Annotated in this window: 21 protein-coding genes, 2 tRNA genes and 1 other RNA gene; 22 read left to right on the top strand and 2 right to left on the bottom strand. The window is 27.8% G+C overall.

Features of this window, described 5'->3' with window-relative positions; all coding sequences use genetic code 11:
- Nucleotides 1–6 precede the first annotated feature (6 nt).
- The gene (gene acpP / locus BLA33_RS00720) at nucleotides 7–249 is read left to right on the top strand and encodes an acyl carrier protein (RefSeq protein WP_004789379.1); all 243 of its coding nucleotides are present in this window, start codon (nucleotides 7–9) and stop codon (nucleotides 247–249) included.
- Entirely contained in the window at nucleotides 249–986 is a 738-nt protein-coding gene (gene rnc / locus BLA33_RS00715; RefSeq protein ID WP_029346446.1) for a ribonuclease III, read from the top strand. Before acpP ends, rnc begins: the two co-directional genes overlap by 1 nt.
- On the opposite strand, the gene BLA33_RS00710 is transcribed toward rnc, so the two are convergent.
- A complete protein-coding gene (locus BLA33_RS00710; RefSeq protein ID WP_029346447.1) occupies nucleotides 957–2189 on the bottom strand; it encodes a CCA tRNA nucleotidyltransferase in 1233 nt (410 codons plus the stop codon). The genes rnc and BLA33_RS00710 overlap by 30 nt on opposite strands.
- Nucleotides 2190–2305: 116 nt before the next feature.
- On the opposite strand from BLA33_RS00710, the gene BLA33_RS00705 reads away from it, so the two are divergent.
- From BLA33_RS00705 to BLA33_RS00620, 18 genes are all read left to right on the top strand, one after another.
- On the top strand, nucleotides 2306–4078 hold the full coding sequence (locus tag BLA33_RS00705; protein ID WP_075226320.1) for a hypothetical protein: 1773 nt from the start codon (nucleotides 2306–2308) through the stop codon (nucleotides 4076–4078).
- Nucleotides 4079–4083: 5 nt separating this feature from the next.
- Nucleotides 4084–4407, top strand: a complete 324-nt coding sequence (locus tag BLA33_RS00700; RefSeq protein ID WP_029346448.1) for a hypothetical protein — start codon at nucleotides 4084–4086, stop codon at nucleotides 4405–4407.
- Between the two features lie 87 nt (nucleotides 4408–4494).
- A tRNA-Thr gene (locus tag BLA33_RS00695) sits at nucleotides 4495–4568 on the top strand.
- Nucleotides 4569–4572: 4 nt separating this feature from the next.
- A tRNA-Tyr gene (locus BLA33_RS00690) sits at nucleotides 4573–4654 on the top strand.
- 211 nt (nucleotides 4655–4865) lie between these two features.
- The gene (gene mltG / locus BLA33_RS00685) at nucleotides 4866–5897 is read left to right on the top strand and encodes an endolytic transglycosylase MltG (protein ID WP_075226319.1); all 1032 of its coding nucleotides are present in this window, start codon (nucleotides 4866–4868) and stop codon (nucleotides 5895–5897) included.
- A gap of 5 nt (nucleotides 5898–5902) precedes the next feature.
- On the top strand, nucleotides 5903–7684 hold the full coding sequence (gene dnaG / locus BLA33_RS00680; protein ID WP_029346450.1) for a DNA primase: 1782 nt from the start codon (nucleotides 5903–5905) through the stop codon (nucleotides 7682–7684).
- A 3-nt stretch (nucleotides 7685–7687) separates the two neighbouring features.
- Entirely contained in the window at nucleotides 7688–9580 is a 1893-nt protein-coding gene (rpoD, locus tag BLA33_RS00675) for an RNA polymerase sigma factor RpoD (RefSeq protein WP_075226318.1), read from the top strand.
- A gap of 13 nt (nucleotides 9581–9593) precedes the next feature.
- Complete coding sequence (locus BLA33_RS00670; RefSeq protein ID WP_004791365.1) at nucleotides 9594–10352, top strand: zinc ribbon domain-containing protein; 759 nt, start codon at nucleotides 9594–9596, stop codon at nucleotides 10350–10352.
- A gap of 26 nt (nucleotides 10353–10378) precedes the next feature.
- An RNA gene (rnpB, locus tag BLA33_RS00665) (RNase P RNA component class A) lies at nucleotides 10379–10732 on the top strand.
- 24 nt (nucleotides 10733–10756) lie between these two features.
- Nucleotides 10757–11725 carry a tetratricopeptide repeat protein gene (locus BLA33_RS00660; RefSeq protein ID WP_029346451.1) on the top strand — a complete coding sequence of 323 codons (969 nt, stop codon included), beginning with the start codon at nucleotides 10757–10759 and terminating at the stop codon, nucleotides 11723–11725.
- Between the two features lie 10 nt (nucleotides 11726–11735).
- Complete coding sequence (locus BLA33_RS00655; RefSeq protein WP_002557301.1) at nucleotides 11736–12785, top strand: rod shape-determining protein; 1050 nt, start codon at nucleotides 11736–11738, stop codon at nucleotides 12783–12785.
- 3 nt (nucleotides 12786–12788) lie between these two features.
- Nucleotides 12789–13634, top strand: coding sequence for a rod shape-determining protein MreC (gene mreC / locus BLA33_RS00650; RefSeq protein ID WP_029346452.1), 846 nt, complete (start codon nucleotides 12789–12791; stop codon nucleotides 13632–13634).
- Nucleotides 13634–14116 (top strand): hypothetical protein, encoded by a 483-nt coding sequence (locus tag BLA33_RS00645; protein ID WP_004793258.1) that lies wholly within the window; start codon nucleotides 13634–13636, stop codon nucleotides 14114–14116. The genes mreC and BLA33_RS00645 overlap by 1 nt, the downstream gene beginning before the upstream one ends.
- The gene (mrdA, locus tag BLA33_RS00640) at nucleotides 14116–15915 is read left to right on the top strand and encodes a penicillin-binding protein 2 (RefSeq protein ID WP_029346453.1); all 1800 of its coding nucleotides are present in this window, start codon (nucleotides 14116–14118) and stop codon (nucleotides 15913–15915) included. The genes BLA33_RS00645 and mrdA overlap by 1 nt, the downstream gene beginning before the upstream one ends.
- Before the next feature lie 4 nt (nucleotides 15916–15919).
- Entirely contained in the window at nucleotides 15920–17236 is a 1317-nt protein-coding gene (gene rodA / locus BLA33_RS00635; protein ID WP_075226317.1) for a rod shape-determining protein RodA, read from the top strand.
- A 166-nt stretch (nucleotides 17237–17402) separates the two neighbouring features.
- Nucleotides 17403–19148 carry a threonine--tRNA ligase gene (gene thrS / locus BLA33_RS00630; protein WP_029346454.1) on the top strand — a complete coding sequence of 582 codons (1746 nt, stop codon included), beginning with the start codon at nucleotides 17403–17405 and terminating at the stop codon, nucleotides 19146–19148.
- A gap of 4 nt (nucleotides 19149–19152) precedes the next feature.
- Complete coding sequence (gene pgsA / locus BLA33_RS00625; protein WP_075226316.1) at nucleotides 19153–19782, top strand: CDP-diacylglycerol--glycerol-3-phosphate 3-phosphatidyltransferase; 630 nt, start codon at nucleotides 19153–19155, stop codon at nucleotides 19780–19782.
- Nucleotides 19769–21220 (top strand): hypothetical protein, encoded by a 1452-nt coding sequence (locus tag BLA33_RS00620; RefSeq protein ID WP_032989094.1) that lies wholly within the window; start codon nucleotides 19769–19771, stop codon nucleotides 21218–21220. Before pgsA ends, BLA33_RS00620 begins: the two co-directional genes overlap by 14 nt.
- Here the strand turns inward: BLA33_RS00620 and cyaB are convergent.
- Nucleotides 21194–21727 carry a class IV adenylate cyclase gene (gene cyaB, locus BLA33_RS00615; RefSeq protein WP_029346456.1) on the bottom strand — a complete coding sequence of 178 codons (534 nt, stop codon included), beginning with the start codon at nucleotides 21725–21727 and terminating at the stop codon, nucleotides 21194–21196. The two genes, BLA33_RS00620 and cyaB, sit on opposite strands and share 27 nt — an antisense overlap.
- Before the next feature lie 96 nt (nucleotides 21728–21823).
- Here cyaB and BLA33_RS00610 point away from each other — a divergent pair, with 96 nt between their 5' ends.
- Both BLA33_RS00610 and BLA33_RS00605 read left to right on the top strand, forming a co-directional pair.
- The gene (locus BLA33_RS00610) at nucleotides 21824–23146 is read left to right on the top strand and encodes a TrkH family potassium uptake protein (RefSeq protein WP_004790826.1); all 1323 of its coding nucleotides are present in this window, start codon (nucleotides 21824–21826) and stop codon (nucleotides 23144–23146) included.
- Between the two features lie 5 nt (nucleotides 23147–23151).
- Complete coding sequence (locus BLA33_RS00605) at nucleotides 23152–23934, top strand: potassium channel family protein (RefSeq protein WP_004790991.1); 783 nt, start codon at nucleotides 23152–23154, stop codon at nucleotides 23932–23934.
- Nucleotide 23935: the final 1 nt, after the last annotated feature.

Genomic DNA, 23935 nt, shown 5'->3' with positions numbered 1-23935 from the left:
GTATTCATGGATAATGATGAAATTTTTAGTAAGGTTAGGTCTATTATATCTGAACAACTTGATAAAAAAGAAGATGAAATTACTATAGATTCTAGATTTGTTGAGGATCTTAATGCAGATAGTCTTGATATTTATGAGCTTTTATATTTACTTGAAGAGGCTTTTGATGATAAGATTCCAGAGAACGAAGCCAATGAATTTGAGACAGTAGGTGATGTTGTTAATTTTATTAAAAAGAGAAAAGGTTGATGAAAAAAAAATCTTCCGATTTTTGTTTTGGCAGTGAAAGGAAAGCACAATTAGGTGAATTCTTGGAAAATTTGAGCATTGATTTTAATAATTTTGATTTACTAAATACGGCATTGAGCCACTCATCTTATTCTAATGAGTTAGATCAGAAAGCTGACAATAATGAGAGATTAGAATTTTTAGGAGATTCTGTGCTTAATTTGATTATCACAGATCATCTTTATAAAACTTATCCAAATAAAAGTGAAGGAGAGCTTAGCAAGGCCAGATCTTATATTGTTAGTGAAGACTCCCTATCTAGTATTGCTAGAGAGATTGATCTTGGTTCTTATATTTTACTTGGCAGAGGGGAGGAGAGCAATGATGGTCGCAACAAAAAAGGCATTCTTGCAGATGCTATTGAAGCTTTTGTAGGCGCTATTTATCTTGATAGTGGGTTTTCAATGGCAACAGAATTTGTGGTTGGACTTTTTGACATGTATATAAGATTAATGTTTAATAGAGGTGATTTTAAAGATTATAAGAGTTTGTTACAAGAGTATGTTCAAAAGAAATATAAAATCTCACCAAGTTATAAGCTAGACAAGGAAATAGGTCCAGATCATGATAAAGTTTTTTGCGTGGAGCTTTATGTTGGAGAAAAATTTATATCAAATGGAAAGGGCAAATCTAAAAAAGAAGCCGAAATGAGAGCTGCTGAAGTGGCTTTAAAAGCTATGGAAGATATTAATCTTTAGGGTTTTTATTCTTTCAATAAGATACTTTTTAGTATTAAGCTTGGGGTTTTCAATTACATGGCTTAGAAGTGTATTTAAAATTTTACCTATATTTTTATTTTCTATTTCTTCTAGATTTTGAATATCTTTTCCATTTATTTTTAAATCTTTTAAAGAGAGAGGATTTTTTAACAATTTTTTTCTTTTTATGTTTTTTACTATAAATAAATATTTTTTCTTTTTCCCTTTGAGTGCCTTGTATATATCAATTATTTCTTTATAATGTTCTCTTGTACTTTTGCTAAGCAAATATCTAATATCGCTCAATTTTTTGATATTAAAAATATTTTTATTATCGATTATGCTTCTATAAAATAAAATTAACTTAATTTCTTTATTTGAGAATTTAAGTAAAATTAATTTTTCTTTTAGCTCTTTTATGGGTTTCTCAATTGTCAATATAGTGATTGCTTTTAGATAAAATTTTTCTTTGTTCAGCAGAGCAGTTTTTTTGATTAATTTTGTTTTTATTTCTAGATTAAAAAAATTTTTAAAAAAATCAACTTTTTTAAGATAATAAATTCCTTTTTGTATATTTTTACCCTCTAACAATTTATGAAATTCATTTTTTATTCTTTCCTTTGAAATTATTAAAATATTTTCTTTTTTATATTTCATTGAAATTAAAGTATTTTTTTCAATTTTAAAATTAAGTGTAGATGAAAATCTTGCTGCTCTTAGTATTCTAAGGGCGTCTTCTTCAAGTCTTTTATTTGAGTTTCCTATGCATCTTATTATTTTCTTATTAAGATCTTTTTTCCCATTATAGCAATCTATTATGTTGAAATTAAAAATGTCCATTGCAATTGCATTGATTGTAAAATCTCTTCTTTCAAGATCTTTAATTAAATTTTTGGTATATTCTACTTGTTTAGGGGTTCTATTGTTCTCATATTCTTTTTCTATTCTATATGTAGTGATTTCAAAGATTTTTTTATTAAAAATAATACCAATTGTGCCATGTTTTATTCCTGTTTTAATGTTATTTGGAAATAATGTTGTTATTTCTTCAGGAGTTGCATTTGTTGCAAAATCAAAATCGCAAGGTTGTTTATTGAGTAGTAAGTCTCTTAAAGCACCTCCAACTAAATAAAATTCGTAGTTGTTTTTTTTAAAAATTTTACCAATTTTAATTATATTTTTATTATTTTTGCCTAGATTCATATAAAATTATATTATATTGTAAATAATTTTTTTCTAAAATTGATTTACAATTTTAATTTATTTGAAGTATGTTGTAAGTAGTGCTTTTATTTTTAAAATGGTTTTATTGGGGTTTTATGAGTGGTAATAACAATAGTGTATACAACGCTATAGGTCAACTTTCAAAAGAGACTAAAAATAGGTTGATGAACGATATAAGAAAAAGCTTAGGCTTGAATTCTTCCGAGTTTGTTTTGCCCAATTGTAGTAATGAGCCTTATGTTGATTCTCAGCTTGAAAAATTTCTTTCAGGGCGTTTAATGGAAGAGTCATTTCTTATGAGAATGTGGTTAACTATTTTAAATTTTTTTCAGAAGGATAAAAGTAAAGAAGATATTTATAAAGCTTATGTTATAAAAAACCTAGAAAATCAAATTAATGAAATGTGTAAAAATCCAGTAATAGATTTTAAGAAAGAATGTTTGTATGTTGGCTTTGTAGAAATGTTTTTTAGTGTTTGCCGATATTCAATGGAATTAAAAGAATTTTTTAAGAAATTAGAAAAAGGTGGCATTGCTGTTGAACAAACTATTTTAGAAGTTATTCAAAACAAAGTTCTTAATTCTAAGAAAAATTTGGAAGATTTTTTGAATGAAGGCGAATATGAGCTTTTTTTGAAAAAAGAAAAGACCCAAAACGATTTAGAAGAATCTCTTCAGGTTAAGATAAATGAGTATATTAATTCTATTCCACTTGATACTTACAGAACTGTCTCTGATATGTTTGAGTTTTATTATGTTTTTAATAGTTTAGCGTTTTTTCCTTACAAATCTTTTTTTTCATTTTTCAATGTAGATCTTTTAGATAATGTTGAAAATATTAGCATTGTTGACCTTGAGGTTGACTTTGGAACTAGCTTTTCAAGTGTTAGTAAGTATTTGAATTATTTTTTTGACATTTTGTATACATTAAAAGATATTGAGATAGATGAGAATATCGTTAAAAGTATTATATCAAATTATTTTTTAATATCTGATGATATTAGCAATTCAGAAATAATTTCAAGAGAAGATCATTTATCTCGAGTAGAATATGTATTGAAAAATGTTTTATCTATTGTATCTAAAATTGTTGGCTTGTCAAGAACCTTACCTTATTTAGATGTTTTTAAGGTTTATTGCAAAAACCCGGTTGCATCTCCTAAAAAATATGTACCCTTTTTTGATGTGAAAAATTTTTATGAGAACATTTTATTTTTAAATGTTATGGGCCAGGCTATTGAAAGACGTGATAGCTGTTTAAAAGCTCTTGTGATTAAAGAGATGAAAAATCTTGTTAGAGATCCTAGTGTAGTTTTAAATTTAAAGGGTGAGATTTTTAAAGAATTAAATCTTGGTCACTATAGTTTTAAAAAGTTATATTTTCTTAATGATTTTTTTAAAAACATATATGATGTTAGAATGATGGAAGTTCTAAGAACTGTAAATAATGTCGTATTAATTAATAATCATGACCTTAGAAATATATATGTTGACATTGAAAATAATATTACTGCTTTGAAAAAAGAAATTTATAATATTTACTTTGAGATTGATTATAAAAATGAAGAGTTTGAAAGGCACAAAAGAGAGAGTAAAATTGATGATCCTTATAAGGAAAGGATTTTGAAGTGGTGTTTGAATGAATCGATTTCTATTGATAAAGCTTCAAATAGATTTGTAGATTATTTTATTGAGCTTAAAAAGAGATGTTTGGCTCTTTTAGAGAATCAAAATGTTTTTATTCGAAAATCCTTAACAGTTTCTTACAAGTCAATGGCAAATGAAAATAAAAAAATTACATTAGCTGATGTTATTAGTAATCTTTTGGAAATTATTAATCAAGCACTTTTTATAATAAAAAATTTATAAATTTGATGAAAGCTTTTAAAGTAAAAAATCTAAGACGTTTTTCAAATTTTATTAGAATCTTGGTTATTGTATTGTTTTTAAATTCTTTATTGAGTTTATTTGTTTTTTTGGCTGGTTCTTACAATATTTTTGTTTACAATTTTCAGAAATTTTATCTTGATCTTACTATTGTTTTAAGTGCTTTTGCTTTTGGGCTTGAATCTACTAGGCTAATATTTTTTTATTTATTGAGAAATAAAAAAATTAATTATTATTTAATTTTAATTTTTAGTTTTATGATTTTTTTTTGTGCCCTTGTTTTTAAAATTTTTCTTTCTGGCAATAAATAGATTAATAAGAAGATTGATTAATTGTTTGTCATTATTCTATTGACTAATAAATTTTATTTTTATAAACTAACTATTAGTTTCTTATTTGCCGACTTAGCTCAGCTGGCCAGAGCAGCGGTCTTGTAAACCGCAGGTCGTCGGTTCGACTCCGACAGTCGGCTTTTAGGGGCGGTACCGAAGTGGTTAACCGGGGCAGACTGTAAATCTGTTGGCTTTGCCTACGTGGGTTCGAATCCCACCCTCCCCAATTTAGTGAAATTATAAATTATTGCCTTTTTTATAATTTTTTGATTGTAATCTTTTAAATGTGTTGTATCGTTTTATTATGGTGCTTATATTTTTATCTATTTAGAAAAGTTCTTATTGGTTATAAAATATGATGTTAGTTGTCAGTTGAAGCTTTTAATTGATAACTAAAGAGTAATTAGCAAATACTTTTGTTTAGCTAGGAGATTCTTGTGCTTATTAAAATTGGGAAAGTATTTATTCTTTTTTTCTTTTTAGGATCTGTTTTTTCAATTTTTATATATTTTTTAAATCTATCTTCTTTAGCAAATGATTTAGTCTATGAATTTGATATTGAGAAAGGTTGGGGAGTTAAAAAAATAGCTAAAGAATTAAAAAAACAAAAATTAATTAAATCCGAATTGCTTCTTGTTTTTATTTCGTATATTTTTGGTAGTGACAAACAATTTAAAGAGGGAAGATATTTAATCAATAGCGATCTTTCTACATTTGAGATATATAAAGAGTTTTTAAGGGGATCTTCTAATATAAATATTGATGTTACAATACCCGAAGGATATACTAGCAGAAGAATTGCTTCTAAGCTTAAAGAATTTGCTGTTATTGATGATGTTAAAGATTTTCTTTTTTTGATCAACGAAAAATCATTTATTTACGAGCTTGGATTTGACTATGATTCTCTTGAAGGATTTTTATTCCCAGATACCTATAAATTTTATAAAGGTATGGAAATAAAGAATATTGTTCGCATGTTTGTTGACAATTTTTTTAATAAGCTTAAATCTATAGGTGTTGTTTTTAGTGATTATTCAAGTAAAGATCTTTACAATAGAGTAATAATAGCATCTATTGTTGAGCGTGAGTATAGAGTTAAAAGTGAAGCTTCAACTATGTCTTCGGTTTTTTATAACAGAATAAAATCCGGTATGGCATTACAATCTTGCGCTACTATTGAATATATTATTACAGAGGAGCTAGGACGAAGTCATCCCAAAAGAATTTATTTTTCAGATTTAGAGATAGATTCTCCCTATAATACATATATTAATAAAGGGTATCCTCCTACTCCAATTTCAAATGCTGGTATTATTTCGCTGCAAGCAGCTTTTTTCCCTAAAGATACGCAATATTTATTTTTTGTGGTACAAGACTCTAAGTTGGGCACACATCAATTTTCATCAGATTATTCTTCACATCTTTTAGGAGCAAAAGATTATATTAAGAATTTTATTACTAAGGATTAAGAAGCATGGAGCATTTACAAACTACAGCTTCAATTAAAGCTAAATTTGATATTGTAGCTATTGTGGAGCAATATATTAAGCTTGTTAAATCGGGATCTACTTATAAGGGGCTATGTCCTTTTCATGCTGAGAAAACCCCTTCTTTTTTTGTAAATTCTTTGCAAGGATATTTTTATTGTTTTGGATGTAAAAAGAGTGGGGATGTTATTGCATTTTTAATGGATATGGAAAAAATCAATTACAATGATGCTCTTAAGATTTTATGTGAAAAATTTGGTATTTATTATAATGATTTAAAAATAAATCGAAAAAATGAAAAAAAAAGTGAAAATAAAGACATGGTTTCAAAAATTTACTCTTTAAACTCTAGATTAGTCAATACTATTAAATTTTTTTTGAATAAAAATCAAAAAGCATTAGATTACGTTTTAAAGAGTAGAGCAATATCTAAGGAAGTAGTTGATTTATTTGAACTTGGTTATTTGCCGTTTAATATTAAAGATGGCTTAGAGCTTCATGATTTTTTAGTTTCAAAAGGATACTCTTCTGAAATACTAAGGAAAAGTGGTTTATTCTCAAAAACAAATCCCAAAGCTTCTATTTTATCTCAAAGATTAATTTTTCCAATTAAAGATTTTAAAGGAAACGTTGTTGGCTTTGGGGGTCGAGATTTAGATGGGAAAGGCTCTAAGTATATTAATTTAAGCGAAACTGAAGTTTTTAAAAAAAAGGAGCTTCTTTATGGATTTTATGAGGGTCTTAATGAGATTAAATCTACAAAGTCAGTTATATTAGTAGAAGGATATATAGATGTTCTTGCCTTTTTTACATCTGGGATTAAGAGAGCTGTATCTACTCTTGGCACTTCTTTTTCAAAAGAACATCTGGCTTTGATTCAAAGATATGCCGATGAAATAATATTTTCTTTTGACGGGGATGATGCTGGGCTTTCTGCAACTTTAAAGGCTTATCAAATTTGTTTGCCATTTAATATTAATGTTAGTGTTGTTAAAATGGATTTTGGCCTTGATCCTGCGGATCTTCTTAAAGATAAAGGTGAGGGATCTTTACAAAAAATTTTAGATAATAAATGCGATGCTTTTGAGTATCTCTTAGATGCTTATTCTAATAAATATGATTTAAATAAAACTGTAGATTTAAATGCTATGATTAATTTATTTTTAAATTTGATAAATTTATCTAAAATAGATACTCAAAAAAAAATTTTTTTAGACAAGCTAAGCAATAAGCTTGGTGTTGGTGTTACAACTTTATTGAAAGATTATTATAGAATAAAAGAAAGATTTGTAGTTGACAATAATAAAAGAAATTTGTATGCTCATAATGATGATTCTTATGAGAGGTATCTAATAGTAGCTTTGTTGAAAAATTTTAGTTATTTTGGTATAATAAGGCGCAATATTATTGATAGTGATTTAATTGATATCGATGCCAGAAAAATTTTTATGTGTTTTGAGGATTTATTTGAAAATAATAAAGATTTTTCATTAATGGATTTAAAAAGAAATTTAAAAGATAGCTATAAAGTTAGTGAATTTTTTTTTGAAGAAATTTTAAATTCTGGATTTGAAGTAGATGATGAGGCGCTCATTCATATTTTAATTGCAATCAAGAGAAGAAAATTAGATTCTCGTGTTTTGCTTTGCAAAAAAAAAATTGATGGGGACTCTTTGGTAAATGCTAAGATTCAAATAAATGAATTAATGTTTTTAAATATGCAGAGAAAAAATTTAAAAATCTACACAGACGATGTTCCAGGGAGTTAAGTTTTGTCCGATTTGGAAAAGAAATATTCGAAGCTTATAGAGGGTATTGTTGCTCATTTGGGAGATAGGAAATCTCTTAGTTTTAGTGAATTATCAAATTTACTTCCCGATGATATATTAGAGCCAGAGATACTTGATTTTATTTGTTCGATACTTGAGGATAGGGGAATAATATTGGTTAATAAAATTTCAGAATTGGATCTGGTCGGCACCGAAGATGGAAATGATGAAGAGGAAGAGTCAGAGATTGAATCTGATAGAAATTTTATGATTTTAGATGATGGTTTTCAAAGTGAGGAAGATATTGATATTAATGGGAAGCTGGATGATTGTGATGAAGAAGATATTTCTATAAAGGATGATTTAGGTTCAGGGTATATTAAAAGTAATGCCTTAAAAGATAGTCACTCAGAAGATCCAATAAAGCTTTATTTAAAGGAAATAGGAAAAGAGTTTTTATTAACAGGAAATCAAGAAGTTGAACTTGCAAAGCAAATGGATTCTGGGGAGAGTATAATTGAGAATATTCTTAAGAATGAGGGACTTGTTATAGAAAATTATTATAATCTTATTAATACTATTTATTCAAGAATGGAAAGGGAAGAGTTTTTTAAAAGAGAAAAAGATAAGGATAAAGAGAGTAATCCCGATTATTATAATAAAAAAAAAAGAATTGCCTCTTTTTACAAAGTTCCTTTAAAACCAATTCAAGATCGTTTAATAAGTTATGTAGATAGTAAGCATAGGGTATATGAGCTTGGGGGGGATATTTTTGAAAAGAATTTAAAAAGTGAAAGATTGGCCCTAAAAGAGCTTTTAAGAAATGTTCCTTTATATCAAGATGAACTAAGGATTTTTTCAGATGATTATATTGACTCTGCTAACAAAATAAAGGATTTGCAAAGACAGCAAAGAATAATTTTAAGCAGGTTGAAAATTGAAAAAATAAGAGACTTAAGGGTACTTGGAAGAGATTTAACTATTGCTGAAAAAAGAATAGAGATAGAAAAATCTCTTAAACTTAAAGAAGATGCTATCAAAGAGCAGATTACAGAGGCTCAACTTGCTCAGAAAGAACTTGAGAGAATTGAAATGTATTATGAATATCCAATGGATAAAATAATAAGCATGTCAGAAGAAATTGCTAAAGGAAAACAAATGATGCAGCATGCTAAAGATCAGTTAATTAAGGCTAATTTAAGGCTTGTTGTAAGCATTGCTAAAAAATATGCAAATAGAGGTCTTCATTTTTTTGATCTTGTTCAAGAAGGCAATATTGGATTAATTAAAGCTGTTGAAAAGTTTGAATATAAGAGAGGTTTTAAGTTTTCAACTTATGCTACCTGGTGGATTAGACAGGCGATAACAAGATCTATTTCTGATCAAGCTCGTACAATTAGAGTTCCTGTACATATGATTGAACAAATAAATAGGCTTAATAGAGAAACTAGATATTTAGTTCAAGTTTTGGGAAAAGATCCTACAGATGAAGAGCTCTCAGACAGACTTGGATGGGAGCTTAAAAAGGTTAAAACCGTAAAAAGTGTTTCAAGGGAGCCTGTTTCTCTTGAAACGCCAATTGGAGAAGAAGAAGATTCTGTTCTTAGCGATTTTATTGAGGATAAGGCAATAAAAAATCCTGCAAATCATACATCCTTTGTGGTTTTGCAAGATCAAATAAGATCAATTCTTGGGACTCTTCCCGAAAGAGAACAAGAAGTTGTAAAAATGAGATTTGGACTTGAAGATGGTTATTCTTTAACTCTTGAAGAGGTTGGACTTCATTTTAATGTTACAAGAGAAAGAATTAGGCAAATTGAATCTAAGGCATTAAGGCGACTTAAAAATCCCAAAAAAACTCAAAAATTAAAAGATTATCTTGAAGATTTAAATTGAACATGGAGGATTAATGGAGAATAATATTGATACATTAAAGAAACTTGAAATTATATATAAATCTAAGTTTGAGCTTGAGGAAAGGCGAAAAAGTATTCCTAGGTATTTAGAGATGAAAAAAATTCAGATTGAAGAATTATCGAAAGCTCTTATTGATTTGCAAGAAAAGTTTAAGGAATATCAAAAAGAAGACTCTGCTTTAAAGTTAGATATTCAAGATATTAATTCAAGAAAGAGCAAGGCAGAAGAAAAAATTGATAGCATTAAAACGCAAAGAGAATATGAAGCTCTTGAAAAAGAACTGCAAGTTATTATTGACGATGAAGTTACAATTAGGAAAAAGATGACACATGTTAATGGGCTTAAAACTAAAGTGGAAAAGGAAATATTAGATCTCAACGAGAGGCACAGTAAAGAAGAAGAATGTTTTAGAGCTGAAAGTAATAGTTTAGAGTTAGAGCTTTTAGAAATTAAAAATAAGCTTTTAGAAATAGAGAGTGAAGAGCTAAATTGTGCTTCTAAGATGAATGAAGATTTTTTATTTAAATTTCAAAGAATAATAAGAAATAAGTCAAATGGAGTTGTGCCTTTGATTAATAATGTTTGTAAAGGTTGTCATATGATACTTCCTGTTGAATTTGCAAATAAAGTAAGACGTGAGCCCAACGATATTAAATTTTGTCCTTATTGTAGTAGAATACTCTATTATCAGGATAAAATTCGAATAAGTGATGAAATAATTCCTGGTAGTTTGGCAGATCTTGTTGAATAAAATTTATTAATTTGATATTTTTTATTTAAGCTGACAGTCAGCCATCGCTTGGTTTTATAATAATTAAAGTTTAAGAGGAAAGTCCGAGCTCCAATAAGAACATAATGCTAGGTAATGCCTAGGGGTTTTAAACCTAAGAAAGTGTCGCAGAAAATTACCGCCATAAAAGGTAAGGGTGAAAAGGTGAGGTAAGAGCTCACCGCTTATTTAGTAATAAATAAAGGCAAGATAAACCTCATTAGGAGCAAGATCAAGTATGTAAGCTTCCTTTGTTCTTGAGGGCATGCTTACGGGTAGATCGCATGATTTTTTTAGCGATAAAAAAACAAGAGAGATGATGGCATAGTACAGAACTCGGCTTATGGGTGTCAGCTTAATTTCATAAGTCTAAAAGAGAGTTTTAAATGGAAATAAGATATTTAAGATATATTTTTTATTCATTTATGATTTTCATTTTTATTTTTTTAATTTATTATATTTTGTCATATTTTAAATCTTTTTCTAATACTTATTTAAAAGCCGGGCCAACAGAGGTTGATTTGCTTTTACTGTGGGATAAAAAAGAATATAAAGAAATAATAGATTATGCTGAAAATGATATTAAAAATCATAGATTTGATTTTAATTTAAATTTGCTTTTAGGATTTTCATACTTTTATTATTCTTTAATAGTAAATGAAGGATATTTAAAAGGAGAATTTTTAGATAAATCCATAGAAAGATTAAGATTTTTGATTTCTATAAATAATGGAGTCTCTATAGGCCCTTTGTATTATATATTAGGAAAGGCATATTCTCATAAAGGAGAGTTTTATAGTGAACTTGCTGTAAAATTTTTGAAGAAGGCTTTAAGTGTTGATAATTTTAATTTCATGAACATTAAAGAGGATATTTTTGAATATTTGGGGTATTCTTATCAGCTTTTAAGAGATTACAAGTCTAGTTTAAAGTTTTTTGAAAAAGCTTATAATGAAAATAAATCTGATTTAGTGCTTTGGAGCTTGGCTTATGTTAATTATAAGCTGAATGATATAAATAAAAGTATCGAGTATATAAAAAAAATAATAGAAGAAGAGCAAGAAAAATTGTCAAAGGGTGAGAAAACTGATGAAAATTTAATTCAAAAGGTATATTTGCTTTATGGAGACATTCTATTAGATAAGGGTGACTTTGACAATGCTTTTAATTACTATAATAAAGTTCTAGAAATTAATAGTTCAAATTCTAGCGTTTATGTTAAAATAGGAGATATATATAGAAAGAAAGATAAAGATTATCCTAAAGCTAGAAAATACTGGAGAGAAGCTCTCAATCTAAATCCTTATTTAGAATCAGCAAGAGAGAGGCTTGGAATTACTTTGGAAGACTTTTAGGGAGGTTGATTTGAATTTGTTTAAGTCTTTTTTAATAGATATTGGTATTGATCTTGGTACATGTAATACGTTGGTTTATATTAAAGATTATGGTGTGGTTATGAGTGAGCCTTCTGTTGTTGCAATAGATATTACCAAAGGTAATAAAGTTGTTGCGGTTGGCCGAAATGCTAAAAAAATGCTTTGGAAAACTCCAGAAAATATTAAAGCTGTGCGTCCACTTAGAGATGGAGTTATTGCTGATATTGAGAATACGGAGAAGATGATTAAATATTTCATTAATCAAATTTTTTCGCGTAAAAAATTGTTTTTCAAGCCAAGAATGGTAATAGGTGTCCCAACTTGCATTACAGAGGTTGAGCGAAGAGCTGTAAAAGAAAGTGCAATGAATGCTGGTGCAAGAGAAGTTAAGGTAATAGAAGAGTCTCTTGCAGCTGCTATTGGATCTGATATTCCTATTTTTGAACCTACAGGGCATATGGTGTGTGACATTGGAGGTGGAACTACAGAAATATCGGTTATTTCTCTTGGTGGTATGGTTGTAAGTAGAGCGATTAGAACTGGTGGTGACGAATTTGATGAGAGCATAATAAAGTATATGAGGAATTCTCATAATATTATAATTGGTCAACAGACAGCAGAAAAATTAAAAATTAAGATAGGAAATGTATATCCCGATATTCAAAATCTGAGGGTAGAAAAAATAGATATTAAGGGCACAGATGCTGTAACCGGCCTTCCTAGAAAGCAACTTGTTGATTCTATGGAAGTAAGGGAATCTTTACAAGAACCCATTAATGTTGTTGTGGATGAAGTTAAGCGCACTCTTGGTGCAACGCCTCCAGAGCTTGCTACAGACATTGTTGAACGTGGCATCATTTTAACAGGAGGAGGAGCTCTTCTTAAGGGTTTAAATAGGCTTCTTTCAAAAGAGACCGGAGTTCCTGTTTATGTTGCAGACAATCCGCTTCTCTCTGTAGCTGTTGGTGCGGGATTATTTTATGATTATGCTAACAGAATAGATATCAGTAAGAATATTTACAGTTTTATCAATGAATAAGTTATGAATTTTCTTGTCAAATTCAAGAATTTTATCAAAGTGCTTTTGGTATTGATAGTTGCTCTTGTTTTTATGATTTATGATTCAAGCAGTGTTCAAAGGAGAAGGCCTGATAATTTTTTGTTTTTTACTTTTAATTCTTATATTCAAAGTAGAATGCATGGGGCTTTGAGTTTTATTTCCAATGTTTTTAAAACTGTAAATGAATACAAAAATTATAAGGACAAGATAGAATTTTATAAAAAAAGGATACAACAGCTTGAAATAGTAACTCAAAATATACAGTCATTAAGGCAAGAGAATATTCGCCTTAAAGAGCAATTAAATTTTTATTCGTCAAGTTCTAGCGATTTTATTTCAGCAGAGATTATATATCTAAATTATTCAAATATATCGACTTTAATGGCTATTAATAAAGGATTCAATGATGGGATAGAAAAGGATATGATAGCAGTTGCATATCAAGATGGATTTAGTGGACTTGTAGGTAAAGTTGTAAAAGTTTATTCTAATACTGCTAAAATTTTGCCTTTAACTAATTATGAAAATTTTGTTTCGGCAAGGATTCAAAGCAGTAGGTTTATAGGCCTTATTGAAGGAAATGGTTATGGTAAAAAACTTGAAATGAATTATGTTAATAGACTTGCTGAAAAAGATTTGAAAATAGGTGATCCTATTGTTACTGCTGGGTTTAGTGAATATCCAGTTGGTATTTATATTGGAAAGATTACCAATTTTCATATTCTTGATTACAATTCTCTTTTAAAAATAGAAGTAGAACCGGCAATAGTTTTAGACAAACTTGAGTATGTTTTTCTTGTTAAAAACAATAAAGAGATTAGTGAATAATGGTAGCATTTTTTACATATTTTATTTCTAGTGCATTTTTAGGTAAAATTTTTCAACATTATTTTGCAACTTATTTTTATTTTTCAATAGATATTTTTTTAATTTTTTTAGTTTTTAATTCTTTGAATTTTATTTTTAATGTGGGATTATTATCTAGTATTTTATATGGTCTTCTTATGGATTATTTTACAGGATTACCACTTGGATTTTTTGTTTTTGGGTATACACTAATATTTTATTTTAACAATAAAATAAAGTTATTAATGCCTAAAAATATGCTTAGTATGACAATATTTTTTGTCTTTGCAAAAGTTATATTATGGTTTTTGGCTATCATATTTTATGATTTCATAGATTTAAAATCTTTTAATTATTCAATTTTTAATCTTGACCTTGTTGTAAATATAATGTTTATCAACTTTTTATATCCAATTCAAAATTATTTTACTAGAAGTTTTTATTCTTTTAAAGAGGATTATTAGTGGGTGTTATAACAAATTTTAGATACAAGTTTGCCATATTGTTTTTAATAGCAATTATGTTGCTTTATTTAGCGATTTTATTTCAAATGCAAATTGGTAAGCACTTATTTTACGATAGAGAAGCTAATGTTTTTTTATCAAGATTGGAAAAAATCAATGCCTCAAGGGGTGAGATCTTAGATTCTAATTCTAATGTTTTGGCAAATAATTTAACTATGTTTATCTTAAAGATAAGCTTGCAACAGTATTATAATATGCCTGTTGCTACTAGAATTGAGATGATAGACTTTTTATCAAGCACTCTAGATATTGATAAATCAATCATTTTATCTAAACTTCAAGAGCCTGGTGGATATCTAAAAGATGTTGAAATAGTTGAACTTACTCCAAAGATGTTGTTTAAAATTTCTGAAAAAAAGTTTTATTATCCTGCTCTTTTATGGACCTATTCTTTTAAGCGTAACTATTTAGTAGACGATTCATATTCGCATTCAATAGGTTATGTTGGACAAATAAATCAAAGAGAACTTAGAACTTTTTATAATATTAGTGGATATGATAATACTTCTACAATTGGAAAGTTGGGTATTGAACAAGTTTATGATAATTATATTAGAGGACAAGAGGGATTAATTAAATACAAAGTAGATTCCAAGGAGAGAAGAATAGACGACGGCACTATTATAAGGAATATGGTGCCGGGTAATGATGTTGTACTTAATATTAATAAAGATATTCAAGATCTTGCTAAGAATGCTTTAGGTAAAAGGTATGGTGCTATTGTGGTATTAAAACCATCAACAGGCGCTGTTCTTGCTCTTCATAATTATCCTTATTATTCTATGAGAGATGTTTACAATAAATATAATAAAGAAGATTATTCTTTTTTAAATAAAGCGATTCAATCTGTTTATCCACCAGCGTCTATTTTTAAATTAGTTGTTGCTGCTGCTATTCTTGAAGAGAAAGTTATAGATAAAGATCGTAAAATTTATTGCCCTGGACATTTTAAAGTTGGAAATAGAATTTTTCATTGTTGGAAGCCGGGCGGTCATGGGTATGTTAATTTAGAAGAGGCAATTGCACATTCTTCTAATGTTTATTTTTATACACTTGGACTTAAGTATCTTGGGGTTGATAGAATTAGAAAATATGCAAAAGAATTCGGGTTTGGAGAAAAAACGGGAATTGATTTGCCCAACGAAGTATCTGGTCTTCTTCCTAGTCCTGAGTGGAAAGAAAAAACTTTTAATCAGTCTTGGGTAGGAGGAGATACTGTTAATTTTTCAATAGGTCAAGGATTTTTAAATGCTACTCCTATTCAGATTGTCAATATGGTTGCTATGATTGCAAACGAAGGTGTTATATATAAGCCTAGAATTGTAAATAAAATTTTAAAAGGCGGTGGTAATGAAGTTCTTCTTGAAAATAAACCAGAAATACTAAGAAAGACAAACCTTATTAGTAAGAACACATTTAAGCTTCTAAAAAAATATATGAGAAGTGTTATAACTTATGGTACAGCAAGATATGCAGTTCTTACGAAAGCTGTTGAGGTTGGAGGCAAAACAGGTACTGGTCAAACCGGTATAGATGGTTTTGAAAATAGTTCTTTTATTGGACTTGCTCCTTATAACGGTTCAGCTGATAATCAAATTATTGTTTTTAGTTTAGTTGAGGCAAAGAGCAATGTGGATTGGTGGCCTGCAAAATCTACAGATTTAATAATGCAAGGTATTTTTGCAAATCAAAGCTATGAAGATATTCTTAAAGGTTATAGGCCATGGTATATTAGGTAGATTAATGGTTTTTAGAAAAAATTATGATTATTTAGCTTTGATAAGCCTACTTATAGTTTCTTTTGTTGGTATATTGTTAATTTATTCTAGCGATTATAATATTAGTGGATCTTTAACTAAGAATGAATATATAAAGCAAATATTTTGGGTAATTATTGGATTTTTTCTAATTTTTATAGTGGGTAAATATGATTTAAAATTTGTTTATAGCATGGTATATCCTTTATATTTTTTATTAATCTTAGCTTTAATTTGTACTGCACTTTTTGGAATGACGGTAAACGGAGCAAGGTCTTGGATTGGTATATGGAAACTTGGAGGACAACCTTCTGAATTTGGTAAAGTTATTATTATTTTAACCCTTTCAAAATTTTATACTGAAAAAAAAGGTTATAATGAATTTTTTATCTTTATTGCTGCATTTTTATTAATTTTTCCATCAGTGATTCTTATATTATTGCAGCCTGATTTTGGTACAGCTATAGTGTATTTAACCATTTTTATATTTATTTCTTTTTTTGCAGGAATAGATTTACATTATGTTTTAGCATTTACGTTGATAGGATTTTTTTCTTTTATTTTTGCAATTCTGCCCGTTTGGTATGAATATAAGGTAAATATGGGTAATGTGTTTTATCTTATTTTCTCAAATCCTTTTTATTTTAGAGTAATAATAGGGGTATTGCTTTTAATACTTTTGATTTCTGTTTTAGGATTTTTTATTGCTAAATATGGTTTGAGTATTAAAATAATTTACTTTTATGTATTTTTTGCAAGTTCTATTTTATTGGTTTCAATAGTGCTTTCAAAAGTCCTTTCAAAGTTAATGAAGACTTATCAGATTAAACGGTTTTTAGTATTCTTGGACCCTGCTATTGATGCTAAGGGCGCTGGTTGGAATTTGAATCAAGTTAAGATAGCAATCGGTTCTGGAGGTCTTTTTGGTAAAGGATTTTTAAAAGGGCCTTATACCCATGCTAATTATGTGCCGTCTCAGAGCACGGATTTTATTTTTTCTATTCTTGCTGAAGAGTTTGGGTTTTTAGGTGTTAGTACGATTTTAATATTATTTTTTTTTCTTTTTTTCAAATTTTTGATAATAATGAATAAAAGTCAAGACAGATATATGGCTTTAGTAATATCTGGAATTTTAGGACTTTTGTTTTTTCATACTTCTTTTAATGTTGGAATGTCTTTAGGAGTTCTTCCTATTACTGGGATTCCTTTCCCTTTTCTATCTTATGGGGGTTCTTCTACTATTACATTTTTTTTAGCGATGTCTTTTTATTTTAATATTGAATCAATAGTTGCTATGGATTGAGAATTTATTTTTCATTTTTTTGTTTTCTTATCTCTATTTTTTTAGAAAATTTTTTTGTATATTTTAATTTAGTAATTATTAATATTTAAGGTATGTGTTTTTGCGTAAAAGTGATGAATGTGAGTTTTAATTTTTTAATAAAAATCGAAAGATTAAAGGTGTTGCTGTGAGTAAAGATTTATATAAAGAAGATATTCTTTACAAAAAGAGACATTCAATAGCCCATGTTATGGCAGAAGCTGTATGCGATTTATTTCCAAATACGAAAATTGCAATAGGACCCCCTATTAAAGATGGTTTTTATTATGATTTTGAATTTAAAAAGCAAATTACAGAAGATTCTCTTTTGGATATAGAAAATAGAATGAGAGAGATTTTAAAGACTGGGAGTTCTTTTGAAAAAGAGATAATAAGCTTAGAACAGGCTCTTGAAATTTTTAAAGATGAGCCTTATAAGATCGATTTGATTAAAAATTTTGATTTACAAAATGAAATTTCTATTTACAAGAGTCATAATTTTATTGATCTTTGTAGGGGTCCTCATGTTGATAATATGAATAAAATTGATCCAAAGGCATTTAAGCTTACTGGTATTGCTGGGGCTTATTGGCGAGGCAATGAAAAAAATACAATGCTTACCAGAATTTATGGAACCTTATGGAATAATGAAAAAGAGCTAAGATCTTATCTTAATTTAAGAGAGGAAATAAAAAAAAGAGACCATAGAAAGCTTGGGAAAGAGCTTGATTTATTTTCTATTCATGAAGAGATTGGACCAGGACTTATTTTCTTTCATCCAAATGGAGCCAAAATAAGAGCTTTAATAGAGGATTTTTGGAGAGAAGAGCACTCTAAAAATGGATATGATATTCTTTTTACTCCTCATGTTGGCAAATCTTGGCTTTGGCAAACTTCTGGCCATTTAGACTTTTATAAGGACAGCATGTTTGAAAAAATAGAAATGGATAAAAGTGATTATTATCTTAAACCTATGAATTGTCCTTTTCATATTGCAATTTACAATACAGGCAAGCATTCTTATAGAGATTTGCCATTTAGATGGGCTGAACTTGGTACTGTATATCGTTATGAAAAGATAGGTGCTTTGCATGGTATTATGAGGGCCAGAGGTTTTACTCAGGATGATGCTCACATTATATGTACTCATTCTCAAGTTGTAGATGAGATTAAAGAAGTTCTTAGGTTTGCTATTTATATGTGGAGTAAATTTGGCTTTAGCAGCTTAAAGGCATATCTTTCTACAAAGCCTGACAAGTCTGTTGGGAATGATTATGATTGGGAAATGTCTTTAAAGGTTCTTGAAGAGGCCTTAAGTAATTTTGAAGTTCCTTATGAAATTGATAAAGGGGGAGGTGCTTTTTATGGACCTAAGATTGATCTCAAGATAGTTGATTCGCTTGAGAGAGAGTGGCAGATGAGTACGATTCAATTTGATTTTAATCTTCCTGAGAGATTTAATATGACTTATACTGCTGAGGATGGTAAAGAAAAAAGACCATTTATGATTCATCGAGCCCTGTTAGGATCTATTGAAAGATTTTTTGGAATTCTTGTAGAGCACTATGGTGGAGCATTTCCTTTGTGGTTGTCTCCTGTTCAAGCAGTAATCATTCCTGTTAACAATACTGTAGAAGATTATACTATTAAGGTTTTAAATAAATTTAAAAATGCGGGAATTAGAATAAAACTTGATAATAGTTCCTCAAGAATGAATGCTAAAATTAGAGAATATCAGGCTAAAAAAATACCTTATATGTTTATAATTGGCGAGAGAGAAGCAATAGAAGAAAAAATATCTATTAGAACAAGAACAAATGAGCAAATAAATGGAATTGAACTTGATGAAGCTCTTAAACTTATTTTATTAAAAGTAAGAGATAAGGAGATTTGATAAATTGAATAATTTAATCAAGGTTATTACTCCTAATAAAATCACATTAGCTAGGATTATACTTTCCTTTATTATATTAATTTTATTTTTTTTGGAAAATATATTTTTTCCATATTTGTTTTTTGGGATTATTTGGTTTTTAATCATTTTTAATGAATTTACTGACTTTATTGATGGACATCTTGCAAGAAAATATGGTCTTGTTAGCAATGTGGGTAAAATTTTAGATCCTTATGCAGATGTTTTGCAACATTTAACATATTTTGTTTTTTTCTTCTACAAAGGCATAACCCCTTATTATTTTTTTTTAATATTTATTTATCGTGAAATTTCTATTGGTTTTGTTAGAAATTTAATTATTCAGTTTAATATAGTTCAACAAGCTAATTTCTTGGGAAAATTAAAGTCAATTCTTTATGCTGTTTGTACTTTTGCAAGCCTTTTGTTTTATACTTTAAATCAACTAAACTTTATAGAACCGATGCAAAATTTTATTAGCTACATTTTAAATTTTGAATTTAAATTTTTATTTATTGTTCACGCAGCGTATGTTTGTGCTGCTTTTTTTGCAATTTTATCATTTTTGGATTATGTGTTAATATTCTTGAATGTAAAAAAATATGAAAATAAATAAGACATTAATTTTGCTATTTTTATTTACAAAGCTTTCTTCTATTCAAGCTCAAGTAAATCAAAATCAAATATTAACAGAAATTAGTCCGATAAGTATTTTAAGTAGAAATGGGAAAGGGAGTGTTTATTTAAAAGTCAGTAAATCTTCTAATTATATTTTAACTTTAGATAAGAGTTCAAATTCCGATTTTGTTTTTAAAATTTATGATATTTCTAATAAAAAGTATATAACTGATAAAATAAAAAGAAGAGATTTTAAAATAAGGTTAGATGAAAATTCTCTTTATGCAATAATATATGTTGGTACTAAAAATGAAAACATAAAGTTTTCGCTCACAGATTTAGATTTTTCAATTTTGAATAGCGATTCCCTTAAAGCTAAAACATCTAAGATTGAAAAAGAAGATTTATTTTTTACTTTAAAAGATTTGCCCGTTTTAAATTTAACTGCCAAGCTTAAAAAGTATGTATTAAGGATTTATAAAAGCAATATTTATATTGCTTATCAGTTAGAAAATAGCGACGACATTAAAGTTGCTGAGTTTATTGAGAATGTTGGTTGGTTTAATCTTGATTCATCTGTTAATGGAAATATTATTAATATAGTTAATTTTGATTTTTCAATTAATTCAAAAGGAAATTTATATATTGCTTTTGTTACTAAATCAGGTTCTGATTTTGCTAGTGAGCTTATAGTTAAAAAATTTAATAGTAGGAAGTGGATTGATATTAGTCCTGGTTACATAGAAAATTTTGGATCTTTATTGAATATTAGCATTGATTTAAAAGATAGGCTTTATTTGGCGTATTTAAGAGAAATTGGAGGTGAATATAAAATAAATTTAATCTCAAATATGGGCTACGGAAGTATTTGGACCGATGTAATACATTCTTATTTAAGCAAAGGTGATTCTAATGTTGATTCATCAAACATTGGACTAATATCTGAACCTTTTTTGGGTATTTTTTATAATTATAAGTCAAATAATGAGATTAAATCTGAATTTATTGTAAACAATGAAAATGCTTGGGTAAATGCAAATATTTCTTCTGTTTATATGGCTAATTTTATTAAAGGTTTTTTTGATTCTAATTTTAATCAAATAATTATGAGTTTTCTTTCTGAAAATAGGCCTATTGTAAGCATTTGTCCTTTAAAAAGCAACAGGTGGGTTAATATAAGCCCTAATGTTGAAATGGAAGGTTCAAGCATTGATGTTGGGTTTTATAAAAATAATTTGTTTTTAGCTTTTGAAGACAATAATAATGTGAGATTAATTTATCTTAAGAATAAAAATTGGTATTTTTTAAATAAGTTGGAGCATTTTAAGAATAATGTTGCTAGTCCCCAGATTGGAATTTATGGGAATCAAGGTCTTGTAGTCTCTACTTTAAGCTCTAATTCCAATGAATTATTTTTTACTTTGATTTGTCAATGAAAGTAATTCAAAATAAGATCTAGTTTCAAGGTTTTTTTTTAATCCAAATTGATTAATTATGTTATGAATTTCTTTTTTTGCTAAATCTATGTCATTTTGATTATTAATTATTTTTTCTATTTCTAAAAAAAATCCAAGATTTTTTATTTCGTTTATCTCTACATTTAAATTATTAGTTTGATAAACTAGACTTTTTTTTATCTTTTTGTATAGCTTTTTAAATTCAAGCTCTTTAATAAGGATTAAAAAATTATTAATATTATCTATTTTGAATTCTACCTCTTTATTAATTTCTATAGCATTGTTGTTATCTAATATTTTTTTTTTAAATGTGACAATTTTTTCTAGAGTATTTAATTTTCTTATTCTTATAATTTTTTTTAGGTTTGAGTAATAGATATCAGTTTTTATTTCTTCTTTAATAAACTTGAATTTTTTATTTGCTAACTTAATAATTCTTTTTAACTCTTTTTGGGGAATAAATGCTTTTGATTCTATTTCGAACATATATTAAAAATAATGTAATTATGATAATATTTCAATGTTAAAATATTATGCTATATAAAATGGATTTTTAATAATTTAAACAACTTTTTGTATGATATGTTGAGATTTGAATTTAGCGACAGGTTTTTACTTTTTAGTTATTTTGTTTTAATTATGCTTATAGGCTCTCTTTTATTAATGTTGCCTATTTCTTGGGGAGGTGATGGCAAATTAGCATACATTGATGCGCTTTTTACTGCTGTTTCTGCTGTAAGCATTACAGGTCTTATAACAGTTAAAATAGAAAGTTTTTCTACTTTTGGATTTATTTTGATAATGTTACTAATCCAGCTTGGGGGATTGGGATTTATAAGTATTACTACTTTTTATTTGCTTATACCTAAAAAGAAAATGAATTTAACAGATGCAAGAATAATAAAGCAGTATTCTCTTTCAAATATAGAATATAATCCTATTAGAATTTTAAAAGGCATACTGTTTATCACCTTTTCAATTGAAATGATAGGTTTAATATTAATACTTATTTGTTTTAAACTTAGGGGAGTTAGTATTTCATTTTTAGAAGCTTTGTTTACTACAATTTCTGCTTTTTGCAATGCAGGTTTTTCCATGCATTCTGAGAGTATTTATGCATGGCGAGATGTTCCTGAAGCTATAGTTGTGGTTTCTATTTTAATAATTTGTGGTGGGCTTGGGTTTATGGTCTATAGGGATGTAAATAATACTATTAAAAATAAAAAAAAACTATCACTTCATGCTAAAATAGTTTTTTCTTTAAGTTTCTTTTTAATTATGATTGGTGCAATTTTATTCTTTTTTACAGAGATGCATAAATTAAAAGATGGTTATTCAATAGGTACTCTAATATTTAATTCAATTTTTTATTCGATTAGTACTAGAACAGCTGGTTTTAATTATCTTGATAATTCTTTAATAAGTGGAAGAACCCAAATAGTTTCTCTGCCATTCATGTTTATTGGTGGGGCGCCCGGATCAACTGCAGGAGGAATTAAGATTACAACATTTTTTTTAATTGTATTAGCTGTTGTTAAAAATCAAGACGGCAATGGATATATTATTGGGTCTTACAAGGTTTCAATAGATAGTATAAGATTCGCACTTTTATTCTTTGCAAGAGCTATTTTTATTGTAAGTTTTTCCTTTTTTATGCTTCTTTTTTTTGAAGGAGGATCTGGCAATTGGAAAGTTATTGATTTAGGTTATGAGGTGTTTTCTGCTTTTGGAACAGTTGGTCTTTCGGTTGGAGTAACTCAGGATTTGTCATTTTGGGGTAAAGTTATTATAATCTTTACTATGTTTTCAGGACGAATAGGACTTTTTTCAATGGCTGTTTTTGTTTCAAGAAAGTCGCGTTTTGAAGAATTTACAAGGCCAAGGCAAGATATTTTGGTTGGTTGAAGCATATGAAAACATTTGTTATTATTGGACTTAGTAATTTAGGAATTCACTTGCTTGAGGATTTAAGCAGACTTGATTGTCAAATTATTATTATAGATACATCTAAAGAGCTTATTGAAGAATATGATGTGATATCTACAGAAAGCTTTGTTGTTGAACAATTTACTAAAAATGCTTTGAAAAGAATAATTCCTGTAGATACAGACGCTGTTGTGATTGACTTTGATGATGATCTTGGTAAAAGTGCTCTTGTAACTCACTATTGTAATCTTTTGGGTTTGAAGGAAATATGTGTTAAGACAGAAAATAGGGATGATGCTGAAATATTAAAAACTCTTGGCGCAACAAAAATTATATTTCCAAGTAAAGATGCTGCAAGAAGATTAACTCCATTATTAGTATCTCCTAATCTTTCAACTTATAATATTATTGGGTATGATATTATTGTTGCTGAAACTGTTATTCCTAGAGAATATGTTGGAAAAACCCTTTTTGAAGCTGATCTTAGAAGAGAGTGTGGAATTACAGTTATTGCTGTTAGAAATTTAAGTAATTCTAGATATGAATTTGTTGATGGCGATTATTTTTTTTTAAAGGATGATAAGATTGTAATTTGTGGGAAACCAGATAGTATTGAAAATTTTACAAATAATAAAGATTTAATTAAAGATTTAATTTCGGTTTCTAAAGAGGATGAAAATTTAAATAAAGATGTTGAAAAGAAATCGAGATTTTTAGGTATTTTTAATTTTATGAAAATTTTTCAAAAAGATCGTAAGGATAATTAGG

The organism is Borreliella garinii (assembly GCF_001922545.1).
GTDB classification, from domain to species: domain Bacteria; phylum Spirochaetota; class Spirochaetia; order Borreliales; family Borreliaceae; genus Borreliella; species Borreliella garinii.
Note: the sequence above shows the minus strand (reverse complement) of the source record. Positions and strands in the feature narration are given on the sequence as shown.